Source organism: Agrobacterium tumefaciens (assembly GCF_031801495.1).
Lineage (GTDB): Bacteria > Pseudomonadota > Alphaproteobacteria > Rhizobiales > Rhizobiaceae > Agrobacterium > Agrobacterium tumefaciens_K.
Map to the genome: position 1 here is coordinate 322,384 of NZ_JAOEGC010000002.1, position 14,657 is coordinate 337,040.

Consider the following 14,657-nt stretch of genomic DNA (forward strand, 5'->3'; position numbering starts at 1 on the left):
AAAGCAATGACGGAACTGGATATTCAGATCAGCATCGAGGCCCAGGGATGGGCCTCGGAAGAAGCGCTTTTTGCCTTTGCCGAGAAGGTATTGAAGGTGGCGACCGAGTTTCTGCGCCGCGAGGAGGAACAGCCTTTCCCCAAAATTCCGGTGGAGCTGTCGCTGGTTTTTACCGATGATGCGCAGATACGGGAAATCAACGCCGAATGGCGTGACAAGGACAAGGCCACGAATGTCCTGTCATTTCCGGCCTTTCCGCTGGAGCCCGGTGGTATGCCAGGCCCTATGCTGGGCGATATCGTCATCGCTCGTGAAACCGTGGTGCGCGAGGCTCTTGAACTTGACAAGAGTTTCGAGGATCATCTGACACATCTTCTGGTCCATGGATTTCTTCACCTCTTCGGGTATGATCACATGGACGAAGAAGAAGCGGAAGAAATGGAGTCGCTTGAGACTCGCATTCTTGCGGTGCTTGGCCTATCTGATCCGTACGCGGGACAGGACCCGCTTTAATTATAGTATGGACCTATGAACGAACATTCTGCACGACCTGCCAATGAGGGCAGAGAAAACGGCGAGCAGTCCTCCTCGGAGGAAGGCAGTAGTCAGTTACGTTACGAAGTAAATGCGAAGCCGAGATCGACGATCTGGTCGCGCATAGCACGGCTCCTGAAGCCGTCGCAGGGCGAGCGCCTGCGCGAGGATATCACCGACGCGCTGATGGCCGACACTGAGATCGGTGCCGCCTTTTCGCCCGAAGAGCGGGCAATGCTCAACAATATCCTTCGTTTCCGCGAAGTCCGCGTCGAGGACATCATGATCCCGCGCGTAGACATCGACGGCATAGATCAGAACATGACGATCGGTGACGCGCTGATCCTGTTCGAGGAAACGGGCCGTTCCCGTATGCCGGTCTACGATGAGACACTGGATGATCCCAAGGGGATGATCCACATTCGCGATCTTCTCTCCTATGTCGGTAAGCAGGCGCGTAACAAGCGCCGGGTGGGAACGAAGGCACCGGCAGATGCTGGCGGCAAAGTATTGCGCGGTCCGAAATCCAATTTTGATCTGGCGCGGGTCGATCTGGAAAAGTCGGTCGCCAACGCCGGACTGGTCCGCAAGATCCTGTTCGCCCCGCCCTCGATGCTGGCGTCAGATCTCTTGAAGACCATGCAGGCGCAGAGAACGCAGCTTGCTCTCGTGATCGACGAATATGGTGGCACGGACGGACTGGTGAGCCACGAGGATATCGTGGAAATGGTCGTCGGTGATATCGATGATGAGCACGACAAGGACGAGGCAATGTTCTCGCGTCTTTCCGCCGACGTTCTGGTGGCGGATGCTCGTGCTGAGCTGGTTGAACTTGCCGAAGCGCTCGGCCCGGAGTTCGATGTCCGCGAACATGTCGAGGAAATCGATACGCTGGGCGGACTCATCTTTTTCGCGCTGGGGCGTATCCCGGCGAAAGGCGAGATCGTCCGGGCCGTTCCAGGTTTTGAGTTCCAGATCCTCGATGCCGACACGCGTCGCATCAAGGGTGTGCGTATCGTGCGGGATCACCGTTCTGAAGGGCAGGATGATCGCGCTCCGGATGATGCTGATACCAATGAGGTTATTGCGTTGCCCGCTCCGGAAACGCACCTCATCACTCATCAGCCGAACGCGGACTGAGTTAGGCCGGCAGAGAAATCTGCCGGTTTTTCATTTCAACAACCATGCGTTTCGCGTCTGCGCCATTCATATTGTGGACGGCGAATCTTTTTTCCACTACGTCGGATATTTGTAGAAACCATGGCGTCCGGGGTCATGGCATGCGTGGTCTTGTTGGCTGAACGGAAACGGGGATCGTATGGAGCGTCTCGCAGGCAGGGTGATGCTGGGTAGTAGCGTCGGCCGCGCAATCACGGCGATCGCAGCAGGAGCATTCGGAGCGCTGGCTCTGCCGCCTTTCGGCTTCTTCGCTTCCCTGTTTATCTCTTTCACCCTGTTGGTCTGGCTGGTTGACGGTTGTATCGGCAAGCCGGGGAGTGGGGCGTTCGGGCGCCTGTGGCCGGCTTTTCGGATCGGCTGGTGCTTTGGTTTCGGATATTTCGTTGCGGGCCTCTGGTGGCTCGGCAATGCGCTGCTGCTGGAAGCGGACGAATTTGCCTGGGCGCTACCGCTGGCCATTCTCGGTCTGCCGGCCGTTCTGGCGCTGTTTTACGGCTTTGCCGTCGCGCTCGCAAATATCCTCTGGTCAGATGGTCTCGGCCGCATCGCTGCCCTTGCCGCAGCCTTCGGGCTTTCGGAATGGCTGCGCAGCTTCGTGGCGACCGGCTTTCCATGGAATGTTATCGGATACGGCATCATGCCCATTCCGGTCATGATGCAGTCGGCACATCTGATCGGCCTGTTCGGGGTGACGATCCTTGCGGTCTTCATTTTTGCGATGCCCGCGTTGGTTGGAACAAAAAAAGGTATGTGGCCGGGGCTTGCGCTGGCGGCGTTGCTTCTTGCGGGCCATTTCGGTTACGGTTTCTATCGCCTTCGTATCCCTGTGGAGGCGCCGTCGGACGCGCTCACAGTGAGAATTGTGCAGCCCTCGATCGATCAGTCGCGCAAGATGCTGAATGCCGACCGCGCAGATATCTTCAATGAACACCTGCGGTTGACGGCACTTCCGCCCTCAGAAGGAAAGAAGCGGCCTGATATCGTCGTCTGGCCGGAAACCTCGGTGCCATTCATCCTGACGCAGAACCCGGACGCGCTGGCTGAGATCGCGCGGACTCTTGAGGATGGGCAGGTGCTGTTCACAGGCGCGGTCCGGATGGAAGATGCCGGTGCCGGTCGGCCGCCGCGCTATTACAATTCGGTCTATGCGATCGACAGTCAGGGTGAAATCATCGGCGCCAGCGACAAGGTGCACCTAACGCCATTCGGGGAATACTTGCCATTGGAAGACGTGCTGCGCAGATTTGGCTTCGATAACGTCGTCAGTCTTCCGGGTGGGTTTTCAGCCGCCGCATCGCGCAATGTCCTCACGCTCCCATCCGGAAAAACCTTCTATCCATTGATCTGCTACGAGATCATTTTCCCGGGTGAGATGACGCCTTCTCCTGCAGGGGCAACCGCGATCCTGAACGTGACCAACGATGGCTGGTTTGGGGATACGCCGGGGCCGTATCAGCACTTTCTGCAGGCAAGGGTACGGGCGGTTGAAACGGGTTTGCCGGTGATTCGCGGTGCCAATACGGGCATTTCAGCGGTGATTGACCCTTATGGGCGCATTATTGACGGACTTGACTACGGTCAAATTGGAATTGTTGACTCTACCCTGAGTGGTGCGGTGAAGGACGCATTTACCTACGACATACATCGGACGTATTTCTGGTTGATTTTCTTGGTGATGATGATTGCAGCGGTGGTATCTCGCCTGAGTTTCATGCGACGGATGAATTGACCAAAAACCCCTAGAATTGCATAGTGAATAGGTCAGTCGTAAAACGAGTTTGAGTGCCACCCCGTAATGCCGGTTCATTTTCATGGGTGAATAATGAATCGAGATATCAACCCCTTCCGAGTGTCAGGACCGCATGATGACCGAAAATAAAAAGAAGCCTAACCCCATCGACATTCATGTCGGAAGCCGAATTCGCCTTCGCCGGACCATGCTTGGCATGAGCCAGGAGAAGCTGGGTGAAAGCCTCGGAATCACGTTTCAGCAGATCCAGAAATACGAGAAGGGCACGAACCGCGTCGGCGCCAGCCGCCTGCAGAACATCTCCGGCATTCTGAACGTCCCGGTTTCCTTTTTCTTCGAAGACGCACCGGGTGAGCAGGTTGGTGGCGCGACCGGCATGGCCGAGGCTTCCAGCTCCAACTACGTCGTGGATTTTCTGTCGTCGGCGGAAGGACTGCAGCTCAACCGCGCTTTCGTAAAGATCGCGGATCCGAAGGTTCGTCGGCGGATCGTTGATCTGGTCAAGGCCCTGGCTGCAGAGGGTGATGCCGAGTAAGGCATCTGTAATTTTCACACACACCGGGTTATCCGGCGGTGAATATTCAACGGCCCGAAAGGGCCGTTTTTTTTGCCATTTTGGAAAGGAATTCTCACATAAAGATATATTTATGTGATTGTGTCCTTGTTTTTCGCGGTCGAAATGACTAACAAACACGAAGACCGTTCTTTGAGGGGAATCCCGCATGCGTGCCAATTACCTGTTCACCAGCGAGTCCGTGGCCGAGGGCCATCCGGACAAGGTTTGTGATCGTATTTCCGATGAAATTGTGGATCTGATTTATCGCGAAGCGGCCAAGACCGGCGTCGATCCATGGACCGTTCGCATCGCGTGTGAAACGCTTGCAACGACCAACCGTGTCGTCATCGCTGGCGAAGTCCGCGTGCCTGACACCCTTTTGAAAAAGGACAAGGAAGGAAACGTCCTCAAGGACGCAGCCGGCCATCCGGTCATCAATCCTTCCAAGTTCAAGTCCGCAGCTCGCAAGGCGATCCGTGACATCGGTTACGAGCAGGAGGGTTTCCACTGGAAGACCGCCAAGATCGACGTTCTTCTGCATCCGCAGTCGGCAGATATCGCACAGGGCGTTGATAACGCGTCCGACAAGCAGGGTGACGAAGGCGCAGGCGACCAGGGCATCATGTTCGGTTACGCGTGCAAGGAAACGCCCGACCTCATGCCCGCGCCGATCTATTATTCGCACCGCATTCTCCAGCTTCTCGCCACGGCTCGCAAGAGCGGTGAGGGCGAAGCTGCCAAGCTCGGTCCCGATGCCAAGAGCCAGGTGACGGTGCGTTACGTGGACGGCAAGGCGGCGGAAGCAGTTTCGATCGTTCTTTCCACGCAGCATCTGGATGCAAGCTGGGATTCCAAGAAGGTTCGCGCCGTCGTTGAACCCTATATCCGCGAAGCTCTGGGTGATCTGAAGATTGCCGACGATTGCCAGTGGTACATCAACCCGACCGGCAAGTTCGTTATCGGCGGTCCGGACGGTGATGCGGGCCTGACCGGCCGCAAGATCATTGTCGACACCTACGGCGGTGCGGCTCCGCACGGTGGTGGTGCGTTCTCCGGCAAGGACACGACCAAGGTTGACCGTTCGGCTGCCTACGCGGCACGTTACCTCGCCAAGAACGTCGTTGCCGCCGGTCTTGCAGACCGCTGCACGATCCAGATTTCCTATGCCATCGGTATTGCCCAGCCGCTGTCGATCTATGTCGACCTGCATGGTACCGGCAAGGTCAGCGAAGATCAGGTTGAAGCTGCGATCCGCAAGGTCATGGACCTTTCGCCATCGGGCATTCGCCGCCATCTTGACCTGAACAAGCCGATCTACGCGAAGACGTCCTCCTACGGTCACTTCGGCCGCAAGGCTGGCCGCGATGGCTCCTTCTCCTGGGAGAAGCTCGATCTCGTAAAGCCGCTCAAGGAAGCTTTGGCGGCCTAAGCCTTGCCATTCGGCGGCGATTGAGAGATACCGGTTGAAATTTCATAACCCGTATAGCGTCATTCAAACGACGTTGTACGGGTTAAGTGTATTTGGTCTTGAGAGTGTGACATGACGGAAGAGCGGCGTTCGCGCGCAACGGAAGCGTTTTTTGGCAGACGCAAAGGCAAACCCTTGCGCAACCAGCAGGTCGATACTATCGAGAACCTGTTGCCGTTGCTGAAGATCGACCTTGGGGGTCAGCCACCAAAAAATCTGGCTGCCCTTTTTCCAGCCGATGTGAAGTCGATCCGTCTTGAGATCGGCTTCGGCGGTGGCGAGCATCTGGTACACCGGGCCGTCGAAAACCCTGAAACCGGCTTTATCGGCGTCGAGCCCTTCGTCAATTCCATGGCCAAGCTTCTGGCGAGCGTCAAGGAGCGGGAATTGATGAACATCCGCCTTTACGACGACGATGCGACGCAGCTGCTCGACTGGCTGCCGGAAGCGTCGATCGACCACATCGATCTGCTCTATCCCGATCCATGGCCGAAGAAGAAGCACTGGAAGCGCCGCTTTGTCTCGGACGTCAATCTGGCCCGCTTCCATCGGGTGCTGAAGCCGGGCGGCAAGTTTTGCTTTGCCTCGGACATCGACACTTACATCAACTGGACGCTCCAGCATTGCGCCCGCCATGGCGGTTTCGAATGGACAGCAACTAGCGCTGATGACTGGCGCACCCCCTATGCCAACTGGCCGGGTACGCGTTACGAAAACAAGGCGAAAAGAGAAGGCCGCACCTCGGCCTATCTCACCTTCATTCGGACCTGATCATCAGACCATTCAGATGCGGGCGTCCACGTCCGCGGCGACGGGAATGGACGGCTGGGCACCTGCGCGTGTGCAGGCCAGCGAACCGGCGACGGCTGCCCGCTTGAGCGCCGTTTCGAAGTCCAGTCCCTGATCCAGACCGGCCGCGAGATAGCCGCAGAACGTGTCTCCAGCACCGACCGTATCGACCGGTTCGATCTTCAGTCCGGAGGCGGTGAAACGTTTGCCGTTGCGCATGGCGATCACGCCATCTGCGCCGAGCGTGACGATCAGCGTCTGGCCCGTTTCGGAATGAAGAGCCTTCAGTTCTGCTTCCCGCTCGGTGGCGGAAAGGCCGCTCTTGCCAATCAGCAGCTCGAACTCCGTTTCATTGGCAATCACGATGTCGGTCAGATGGGCGATACGTGCCGCATCCGGCGTCAGCGGTGCCGTGTTAATCACGGTGGTGATGCGCTTTGCCTTGGCTGCCTTGATGGCGGCTTCGATTGCCGGAGCAGGGATTTCGAACTGAAGCATCAGAATGTCGCCCGAAGACATTTCAGAAACAACCCGTGTGGCGTCGGCCTCTGAAACCTCGCCATTGGCGGCCGGAATGACTGAAATCATATTCTCACCACCTTCGCCGATCAGGATGACGGCGGTTCCCGTGGGGGTGGCCACTGTCTTCACCAGCGACAGATCGGCGCCGGCATCGTGCAGCAGCGCCAGTGCGGGGGCGGCGAATGTGTCGTCACCCGTTGCACCCGCCATCTTCACGGTCGCACCTGCGCGCCGGGCCGCCAGCGCCTGATTGGCGCCCTTGCCACCGGCGGCTGTCGAAAAGCTTTCGCCCGTTACGGTTTCGCCCGGTTTGGGCAGGCGTTTGGCGGTGGCGACGAGGTCCATGTTGATGGAGCCGAAAACAGTAATCATCGGGGCATGTCCGTGTGAAAATCAGATGAGGCGGCGACTTTGCCCGAGGCGGTCACTCGTCGTCAACTACCCTGAGCTTGGCCGTCCCTGATCGGTTTTCCGCAAAACGTCGTTGTTCGGTTTCTGTGTGCGGGATCTCCTTCTCCGTCGGGGAGAAATCCAGCCCTTCTATCTTCTGTCCGCGTGCCAGCACCTTGTCGGAGGAGATCAGCATCATGTCGATGTCTTTCTGTGCCAGCCCGAAATGAGCCTGCAGCTTGCGTGTGCGATCATCCAGACGCCGCACGTCATCCATCAGGAGCGCGACTTCGCCTTGGATCAGGTGCGCCTGTTCCCGCATGCGCTGGTCTTTCAGCACCGACTGGATGACCTGAACTGACAGCATCAGCAGCGACGGAGACACGATGACGACGCGTGAACGATGGGCGCGTTGCACGAGATATTCGAAATGCTGGTGGATGTCCGCGAAGATCGATTCCGACGGCACGAAGATGAACGCCGTGTCCTGTGTCTCGCCGCGGATGAGATATTTCTCCGCCACGTCGCGGATATGCACTTCCATGTCACGGCGAAACTGCTGGGTCGCCGCGCGCTTGGCGTCCGGCGATTCATCTGCCTTGATAGCGTTCCACGCCTCCAGCGGAAACTTGGCGTCGATGACCAGAGGCGGCGCATTGTTCGGCATCTTTATGGTGCAGTCCGGCCGGTAACCGTTCGAAAGGGTGGGCTGCAGTTGGTAGGAGCTGTCTGGAAGCGCATCGGCGATCAGGGCTTCCATGCGCGCCTGTCCGAACGCGCCACGCGTCTGCTTGTTGGACAGGATCGCCTGAAGGCCGATCACGTCTTTCGCCAGATCCTGGATATTGCCCTGCGCGGCATCGATGACCGCCAGCCGCTCCTGCAGGCGGCTGAGGTTTTCGTGCGTGGATTTGGTCTGCTCGGTCAACGTTTCGCCAAGCCGCTGCGACATGCCGTCCAGTCGCTGGTTCAGCGTCTGGCTCATTTCGTTCTGTCGTGCACCCAGTGTCTCGCCCATGGCTGCGATACGGCCATGCAGCTCCGCCTGCGTTTTCAGAAGATCGGTGATCTCCTCATTCTGCGGCGTGCCTTTGCGACGATCCGTGGCCAGCAGCCAGAACGCGGCAAGCCCGAAAAGCAGGGCGGCCAGAAGTGCGCCGAAACTGATATCGACGGAACCGGCACGCAGGGCTGGGGCAAGGAGAGCGGAAAGATCGAGGTTCATAACCAAATCTAGCAGGTTTCTTGTGATTCGTAAGATCAAAACAAGAACATCCCTGCGGCGAAAATGAGTCGGGCCGTGAGGGCGTGAAGGCCTGCAACCGTGTGTTTTTTATTTCCTCCACGCACGAGATACGTTATGGGAAGCCATGAGCATCAAACCACTTATCATTTTGCCGGATCCCCTGTTGCGCCAGCAGTCCAAGCCCATCGAGCAGGTGGACAACGAGGTGTTGCGCCTTGCCGACGACATGCTGGAAACCATGTATGACGCGCCGGGCATCGGCCTTGCAGCCATTCAGGTCGGCGTGCCGCGCCGCATGCTGGTGATCGACGTGTCGCGTGAGGACGAAGAGAAGAAGCCGATCGTCTTCATCAACCCGGAAATTCTCAAGACCTCCGATGGTATCTCGACATACGAGGAAGGCTGCCTGTCGATCCCGGACTATTACGCCGAGGTCGAGCGCCCCGCTGCGCTGACGGTGCAATATGTCGACCGCGACGGCAAGCAGCAGACGGTCGAGGCCGATGGCCTCCTTGCAACCTGCCTGCAGCACGAGATCGACCACCTGAACGGTGTCCTGTTCATCGACCATATTTCGCGCCTGAAGCGCGACATGGTTATCAAGAAATTCACGAAACTGGCCCGCGCCAAGGTTTGATTTCCGGAACTTTGCCGGAAATTGCAGCACGATTGCGGGCAGGGGGCGGTCATGGCTCTTCGCATCATCTTCATGGGTACGCCGGAGTTCTCAGTACCAACCTTGCGGTCGCTGGTCGATGCCGGTCATCAGATCGTCGCCGTCTATACGCAACCGCCGCGTCCCGGTGGCCGTCGTGGCCTCGATCTGCAGAAGTCGCCTGTCCATCAGGCCGCGGAACTTCTGGGATTGCCCGTATTCACGCCGTTGAACTTCAAGGCTGAAGAAGACCGGCAGCAGTTTCGTTCCTTTGAAGCCGATGTCGCCGTCGTCGTCGCCTACGGGCTTCTGTTGCCGGAAGCGATCCTGACCGGCACCCGGCTTGGCTGCTATAACGGTCATGCCTCCCTGCTGCCGCGCTGGCGCGGTGCGGCCCCCATACAGCGTGCGATCATGGCTGGTGATGCCGAAACCGGCATGATGGTCATGCAGATGGAAAAGGGGCTGGATACCGGCCCGGTTGCCCTGACGGCCAAGGTCGCCATCGGTGAAAAAACAACGGCGGGCGAATTGCACGACAGCCTGATGCTGGCGGGTGCGAGGCTGATGGTTCAGGCAATGGAAAAGCTGGATGCCGGCGACCTGCCTTTGACGCCACAGGCGGCAGAGGGCGTTCTCTACGCATCCAAGATCGACAAGTCGGAAACCCGCATCGATTTCTCACGGCCTGCCCAGGACGTTCACAACCACATTCGCGGCCTTTCGCCGTTTCCCGGTGCGTGGTTCGAAATGCAGATCGGCGGCAAGGCGGAACGGGTCAAGGTTCTTGGCAGCGAGCAGGCCTCCGGCATGGGGGAAGCGGGATCGGCTCTAGACGATACCCTGACCATTGCATGTGGCAGCGGTGCTGTCCGTCTGGTGCGTTTGCAGAAGGCGGGGGGTAAGCCGATGCTGGCCTCCGATTTCCTGCGCGGCACGCCTGTTCCTGTCGGCACGAGGCTCGGCTGATGCCACGTTTCCGGATGACCGTCGAATATGACGGCACGCCCTATGTGGGCTGGCAGCGACAGGACAACGGTCAATCGGTACAAGGCGCCCTCGAAAAGGCGATCCTCTCATTGACCGGTGAGACCGTTTCCGTTCGGGGCGCGGGACGCACGGATTCCGGTGTCCATGCCAGAGGGCAGGTCATCCATGTCGATCTGTCGCGTGACTGGCAGCCCTACAAGCTACGCAACGCGGTAAACGCTCATCTGGCAATGGGTAACGAAGCGGTAGCGGTGCTGGATGTGGCGGCTGTGACCGAGGATTTCGACGCACGGTTTTCGGCTCTTCGCCGTCATTATCTCTATCGTATCGTCTCGCGAAAGGCGCGTTTGGCGCTGGAGCACAAACGCGCGTGGTGGGTGTCGAAAGATCTGGATCACGAACGCATGCATGCGGCGGCCCAGACGCTTGTCGGCAGGCATGACTTTACCACGTTTCGCTCCACCCACTGTCAGGCCAACAGCCCGGTCAGAACGCTCGACCGGCTGGATGTTACGCGCAACGGCGATCTCATCGAAATACGCGCGACGGCGCAGAGTTTCCTGCACAACCAGATCAGGTCTTTTGCTGGAACGCTGAAACTGGCCGGTGAGGGCACGATGACGCCGGATGATGTACGTGCGGCTCTGGAAGCACGGGACCGCAAGGCCTGTGGTCCGGTCGCGCCGCCGGATGGACTGTATTTCATGCAGGTGGATTACCCGGTTGTCATTCCGCCGCGCCAGCGTTCTACCTTCGAGACGGTTGACGACGGAGAGTGAACCTCAGCCGGGGTAGACGCCTAGAAAGCGCTGCAACGCCTCTGAGAGCAGCATGCCGGGCACCAGCAGTGTCATCACGATGGCTGAGACGAGCAGCGACTGGTCGCGGATGAAGAACTTCACGATACGCGAAAATGCGAAGACCAGAGACAAGAGAAGCGCCAGCCATAGAACCGCGATCAGCCCCTGTAGCGGCGGTATGAAGAAGGCAATCAGGATCAGTACTGCATAAGCGTAGGAAAAGGGTACGGACAGCCAGTTGACCGTCACCACCAGCGGCGGAAATTTTTCGCGTGCGCCAAAGGCCAGCAGCAAGGCGCCGATCAGGATGAGTGGCACGATCCAGCAGATGGCTTCCACCATGGCGAGGCGCACGAAGAACAGGGCTCCCGTTCCGGTGCCAGGCGGATAACCGGCTAGAAAGGCGGCGCGCAGCCACAGCCATGAAACGAGCATGGCTGGCAGACACCACAGCACGGAGTAGAACGACCGGACCATTCCCCGCTCCGTCAGGTCGAGATAGCGCGCGCCTGCATGGTTGCCGAGCAGCAGCAACCATAGTCCCTTGATGTAGAGGGTTATTTCACTTGCCGTCGGCATGGGCGAACCAGCGCTCGATGAAGGTTTCGTAAATGCGGGTCAATGTTTCCAGGTCGGCAACGGCGACGCGTTCATCCACCATATGCATGGTCTGCCCGACAAGGCCGAACTCGACGACGGGGCAATAATCCTTGATGAAACGGGCGTCCGAGGTTCCGCCAGTGGTGGAAAGCTTCGGCTCGTTGCCCGTAACCTCCGCGACCGCACCGGAGAGTGACGAGATCAGCGCGTTGTTGCGGGTGAGGAAAACATGGCTCGGACGATCCGCCCAGGCGATGTCGTATTTCACCGGCGCACGGTCCGGGCGAAGCTCGCCTTCCGCCGCCGCCGCGTCCAGACGGCGTATGATTTCTGCGCGAAGCGTCTCGGCGGTCCAGGTATCGTTGAAGCGGATATTGAAGGCTGCCGTTGCCTTCGCAGGAATGACGTTTGTCGCCGCATTGCCGGTGTCGATGGTCGTCACTTCCAGATTGGAGGGCTGGAAGTTGTCCGTGCCGTGGTCGAAAGGCGGATACATCAGCGCGTGTGTCAGCTGCAACAGCCCACGGATCGGATTGTCGGCCAGATGCGGATAGGCGGCATGGCCCTGCACGCCGTGCACGGTGATGCGGCCCGAGAGCGAACCGCGCCTCCCGATCTTGATCATGTCGCCAAGCCGGTCGGGATTGGTTGGCTCACCAACCACGCAGGCGTCCCAGCGCTCACCCCTGGCCGCGGCCCACTCCAGAAGCTTCGAGGTGCCGTTGATGGACGGTCCTTCCTCGTCACCGGTAATGAGGAAGGAGACGGAACCCTTCGGCACACCACGCTTTTCGATATGGCGGGCGATTGCCGCAACGAAGCACGCGATGCCGCCCTTCATATCCACCGCACCACGGCCGAACATTTCGCCGCCTGCAATGTCCGCTGCAAAGGGAGGATGGCTCCATGCTGCCTCGTCGCCTACGGGAACCACATCGGTATGACCCGCAAACATCAGGTGCGGGCCGTCCGCGCCAAGCCGGGCGTAGAGATTTTCAACGTCCGGCGTTCCGTCCTCCGTTGCCATGACACGATCCACCTTGAAGCCGAGTGGCGAGAGCAGCGTGTCGAGCAAGGTCAGCGCCCCGCCTTCGGCGGGCGTTACCGACGGGCAACGGATGAGGGCGGCAAGATTGGCGACGGGATCGGTGGCGGTCATTTCGGCTCTACTTCGTATCAGTCGCGCAGCAGTTCGTTGATGCCCGTCTTGGAGCGGGTCTTTTCGTCGACGGTCTTGACGATGACGGCGCAATAGAGGCTCGGGCCCGGCTCACCGTTCGGAAAAGGCTTGCCCGGCATGGTGCCAGCGACAACCACGGAGTAGGGCGGCACTTCGCCATAGGTGATTTCGCCGGTGGCGCGGTTTACGATCTTGGTGGACTTGCCGATGAACACGCCCATGCCGAGAACGGCGCCCTCGCGCACGATGCAGCCTTCGACCACTTCCGAACGGGCGCCGATGAAGCAGTTGTCCTCGATGATGGTCGGGCCAGCCTGAAGCGGCTCCAGAACGCCGCCGATGCCGACACCGCCCGAAAGGTGGACGTTCTTGCCGATCTGCGCGCAGGAACCGACCGTGGCCCAGGTATCGACCATCGAGCCTTCATCGACATAGGCGCCGAGGTTGACGAAGGACGGCATCAGAACGACGTTCTTGGCAACGTAGGCCGAACGGCGAACCACGGCGTTCGGTACGGCGCGGAAGCCTGCGGCACGGAACTGGTTTTCGCCCCAGTTTTCGAACTTGGACGGAACCTTGTCCCACCATGTGGATTCCCCCGGGCCGCCGGTGACGATTTCCATGTCGTTCAGGCGGAAGGAAAGCAGTACCGCCTTCTTCAGCCACTGGTTTACTTTCCAGTTTCCGTCGGCCTGCTTTTCGGCGACGCGTGCCTTGCCACCGTCCAGAAGCAGAAGCGAGGTTTCAACCGCGTCACGGATTTCGCCCTTGGTCGATACGTTCACACTGTCGCGGTTTTCGAATGCGGTTTCGATGATGGTCTCGAGAGAGCTGAGATCGGCAAGGCTCATGGAAATTCCTTAAGGTCGCTTGTGGTTCGGCAGTCACGGATGAGGCCCGCACCGCTGGAAGGCTATGGTCATTTGCTCTAAGGGAGTGTGTTAAGGGCGTCAACGTGATTTGGCGCGTGAGACGAAAGGCATCGAAATGGCAAAACTGAAAAACGGCAAATTGCGGCGCAAGGACGGGGCATGGGATCCCCTGAAACGCAGCGATGCGGACAAGCAGCAGGCCGAGGTGATACCCAGAACACCGCAGTCGGATTCGCCTTCCTATCGTCTTGCCTATGTCGATACCGACTTTCTTTGCCGGGAAGAACTGAGGCCCATCAGGCTCCAGCTGGAGCTTCTCAAAACGGAAATGGCTCTGACCGAACGCGGCATCACCTCCACGGTGGTGATGTTCGGTGGCGCGCGTATTCCCGCACCCGGCAAGGATGCGTGGGCGGCCCGCAACGAGATACAGAAGCGCAATCTTGAGGAAGCATCCGTTTATTACGATGAGGCGCGCAAGTTCGCCCGCATCTGCACCAGCTACGGTGAGAAATCCGGTCATCGCGAGTACGTCGTGGTGACTGGTGGTGGTCCTGGCGTGATGGAAGCTGGCAATCGGGGTGCTGCCGATGCTGGCGGTCCCTCCATCGGCCTCAACATCGTCCTGCCGCACGAGCAGGCACCGAATGCCTATGTGACGCCGGATCTCAGTTTCAATTTCCACTATTTCGCAATCCGCAAGATGCACTTCCTGATGCGGGCGAAGGCCGTGGTCATCTTTCCGGGCGGTTTCGGCACACTCGATGAGCTTTTCGAGACGCTGACCCTGATCCAGACGAAACGTATGGCCCCCATTCCTCTGATACTGTTTGGCGAGAAATTCTGGCGCTCGCTCATCAACTTCGAGTTCCTGTCGGATTTCGGAACGATCGCCCCGGAAGATATGGAACTGTTGCATTTTGCCGAGACGGCGGACGAGGCCTGGAAAATCGTCGCGGAACATTACGAGCATTGACAGGCGTTTAACGCGGCGCGGCAATTTTTAGCGGTTCATTAGCAAAGGCCGACTAGACTTGCCCCGTCGCGTTGCAGCGCACTGTCCGTTCGGACGGGCCTCCATGACGGAGAAAAGCAATCCGTTGGCGCCTGCCTTTTCTGGCTGGCG

General features: G+C 58.9%; 15 protein-coding genes. 10 read left to right on the forward strand and 5 right to left on the reverse strand.

From position 1 onward, the window contains the following. Positions 1-6: 6 nt before the first annotated feature. The 6 genes from ybeY (at position 7) to trmB (ending at position 6,258) form a co-directional block, all read left to right on the forward strand. The gene (gene ybeY, locus N7578_RS10980) at positions 7-513 is read left to right on the forward strand and encodes an rRNA maturation RNase YbeY (RefSeq protein ID WP_311110374.1); all 507 of its coding nucleotides are present in this window, start codon (positions 7-9) and stop codon (positions 511-513) included. Between the two features lie 15 nt (positions 514-528). Continuing rightward, the gene (locus N7578_RS10985; RefSeq protein ID WP_311110375.1) at positions 529-1,674 is read left to right on the forward strand and encodes a hemolysin family protein; all 1,146 of its coding nucleotides are present in this window, start codon (positions 529-531) and stop codon (positions 1,672-1,674) included. Between the two features lie 178 nt (positions 1,675-1,852). After that, complete coding sequence (gene lnt, locus N7578_RS10990) at positions 1,853-3,442, forward strand: apolipoprotein N-acyltransferase (protein WP_311110376.1); 1,590 nt, start codon at positions 1,853-1,855, stop codon at positions 3,440-3,442. 136 nt (positions 3,443-3,578) lie between these two features. Next, a complete protein-coding gene (locus N7578_RS10995; RefSeq protein WP_311110377.1) occupies positions 3,579-3,998 on the forward strand; it encodes a helix-turn-helix domain-containing protein in 420 nt (139 codons plus the stop codon). A 187-nt stretch (positions 3,999-4,185) separates the two neighbouring features. Further along, positions 4,186-5,448, forward strand: coding sequence for a methionine adenosyltransferase (gene metK, locus N7578_RS11000; protein ID WP_311110378.1), 1,263 nt, complete (start codon positions 4,186-4,188; stop codon positions 5,446-5,448). A 111-nt stretch (positions 5,449-5,559) separates the two neighbouring features. Continuing rightward, positions 5,560-6,258, forward strand: a complete 699-nt coding sequence (gene trmB, locus N7578_RS11005) for a tRNA (guanosine(46)-N7)-methyltransferase TrmB (RefSeq protein WP_311110379.1) — start codon at positions 5,560-5,562, stop codon at positions 6,256-6,258. A gap of 12 nt (positions 6,259-6,270) precedes the next feature. On the opposite strand, the gene N7578_RS11010 is transcribed toward trmB, so the two are convergent. Beyond that, the gene (locus tag N7578_RS11010; RefSeq protein ID WP_311110380.1) at positions 6,271-7,170 is read right to left on the reverse strand and encodes a ribokinase; all 900 of its coding nucleotides are present in this window, start codon (positions 7,168-7,170) and stop codon (positions 6,271-6,273) included. 52 nt (positions 7,171-7,222) lie between these two features. Next, the gene (locus tag N7578_RS11015; RefSeq protein ID WP_311110381.1) at positions 7,223-8,413 is read right to left on the reverse strand and encodes a DNA recombination protein RmuC; all 1,191 of its coding nucleotides are present in this window, start codon (positions 8,411-8,413) and stop codon (positions 7,223-7,225) included. Between the two features lie 145 nt (positions 8,414-8,558). On the opposite strand from N7578_RS11015, the gene def reads away from it, so the two are divergent. From def to truA, 3 genes are read left to right on the forward strand one after another with little or no spacing between them, the layout of a single operon-like run. After that, a complete protein-coding gene (gene def, locus N7578_RS11020) occupies positions 8,559-9,071 on the forward strand; it encodes a peptide deformylase (protein WP_311110382.1) in 513 nt (170 codons plus the stop codon). Between the two features lie 51 nt (positions 9,072-9,122). Then, the gene (gene fmt, locus N7578_RS11025; RefSeq protein ID WP_311110383.1) at positions 9,123-10,058 is read left to right on the forward strand and encodes a methionyl-tRNA formyltransferase; all 936 of its coding nucleotides are present in this window, start codon (positions 9,123-9,125) and stop codon (positions 10,056-10,058) included. After that, the gene (truA, locus tag N7578_RS11030) at positions 10,058-10,858 is read left to right on the forward strand and encodes a tRNA pseudouridine(38-40) synthase TruA (RefSeq protein WP_311110384.1); all 801 of its coding nucleotides are present in this window, start codon (positions 10,058-10,060) and stop codon (positions 10,856-10,858) included. Before fmt ends, truA begins: the two co-directional genes overlap by 1 nt. A gap of 3 nt (positions 10,859-10,861) precedes the next feature. On the opposite strand, the gene N7578_RS11035 is transcribed toward truA, so the two are convergent. The 3 genes from N7578_RS11035 to dapD are packed head-to-tail and all read right to left on the reverse strand — an operon-like array spanning position 10,862 to position 13,510. Then, a complete protein-coding gene (locus N7578_RS11035; protein WP_311110385.1) occupies positions 10,862-11,458 on the reverse strand; it encodes a hypothetical protein in 597 nt (198 codons plus the stop codon). Then, on the reverse strand, positions 11,442-12,638 hold the full coding sequence (gene dapE / locus N7578_RS11040; protein ID WP_311110386.1) for a succinyl-diaminopimelate desuccinylase: 1,197 nt from the start codon (positions 12,636-12,638) through the stop codon (positions 11,442-11,444). The genes N7578_RS11035 and dapE overlap by 17 nt, the downstream gene beginning before the upstream one ends. 17 nt (positions 12,639-12,655) lie before the next feature. Then, complete coding sequence (gene dapD, locus N7578_RS11045; RefSeq protein WP_311110387.1) at positions 12,656-13,510, reverse strand: 2,3,4,5-tetrahydropyridine-2,6-dicarboxylate N-succinyltransferase; 855 nt, start codon at positions 13,508-13,510, stop codon at positions 12,656-12,658. 136 nt (positions 13,511-13,646) lie between these two features. Between dapD and N7578_RS11050 the strand changes: the two genes are divergently transcribed. Continuing rightward, positions 13,647-14,507, forward strand: a complete 861-nt coding sequence (locus N7578_RS11050) for an LOG family protein (RefSeq protein WP_311110388.1) — start codon at positions 13,647-13,649, stop codon at positions 14,505-14,507. Positions 14,508-14,657: the final 150 nt, after the last annotated feature.